This is a genomic window from Falsiroseomonas oryzae (genome assembly GCF_027856955.1).
Classification (GTDB): domain Bacteria; phylum Pseudomonadota; class Alphaproteobacteria; order Acetobacterales; family Acetobacteraceae; genus Falsiroseomonas; species Falsiroseomonas oryzae.
Window position 1 is genome coordinate 1 of record NZ_JAPSMD010000976.1, and the last position, 634, is coordinate 634.

Sequence of the window (634 nt, forward strand, 5' to 3'; positions counted from 1 at the left end):
TCGCGCCGCGCGCCCGGCAGGCCTCCGCCGTGCCCGCCAGCCGGGCGGCGTCGCGGCCCGAGAGGTGCAGCGTGACGCCCGGCCCCGCGCAGGCCTCGGCAAGCGCCCGGCCGAGGCCGGAGGACGCCCCGGTGATCGCCACGCTGCTCCACGGATATGCCGCCATGCTTGCCCTCCGTCCCGCCCCGGAGGACAACCGGCGCATGACCACGCTCGCCTCCATGACCGGCTTCGCCCGCGAGAGCGGGACGCTGCCGGACGGCACCTCCTTCGTCTGGGAGGTGCGCAGCGTCAACGGGCGCGGCCTCGACCTGCGGCTGCGCCTGCCGAACGGGCTGGACGCGCTGGAACCCGCGCTGCGCGAGGCCGCCAGCAAGCGCCTCAAACGCGGCAATGTCAGCGCGACGCTGACCGTGAAGCGCGAGGAGCGCGCGCCGCGCCTGACCCCCGACCCGGCGGCGCTGGACCAGGCCATCGCGCTGGCTACGGCCGTCGCCGCGCGGCTCGGCGCGCCGCCGCCGCGGGCCGAGGCGATCCTCGCCCTGCCCGGCGTGCTGCGGGCCGAGCAGGCCGAGCCGGACGAGGCGGCGGAGGAGGCGGAGCGCGCCATGCTCGCCGCCGCCTTCGACGCCGC

1 protein-coding gene is annotated in these 634 nt (G+C 78.5%); it reads left to right on the forward strand.

The window, feature by feature from the left end; all coding sequences use genetic code 11:
* Positions 1-164 precede the first annotated feature (164 nt).
* Positions 165-634: YicC/YloC family endoribonuclease (locus tag OZN99_RS33050; RefSeq protein ID WP_333779803.1), on the forward strand; the 470-nt coding region annotated here is incomplete at its 3' end.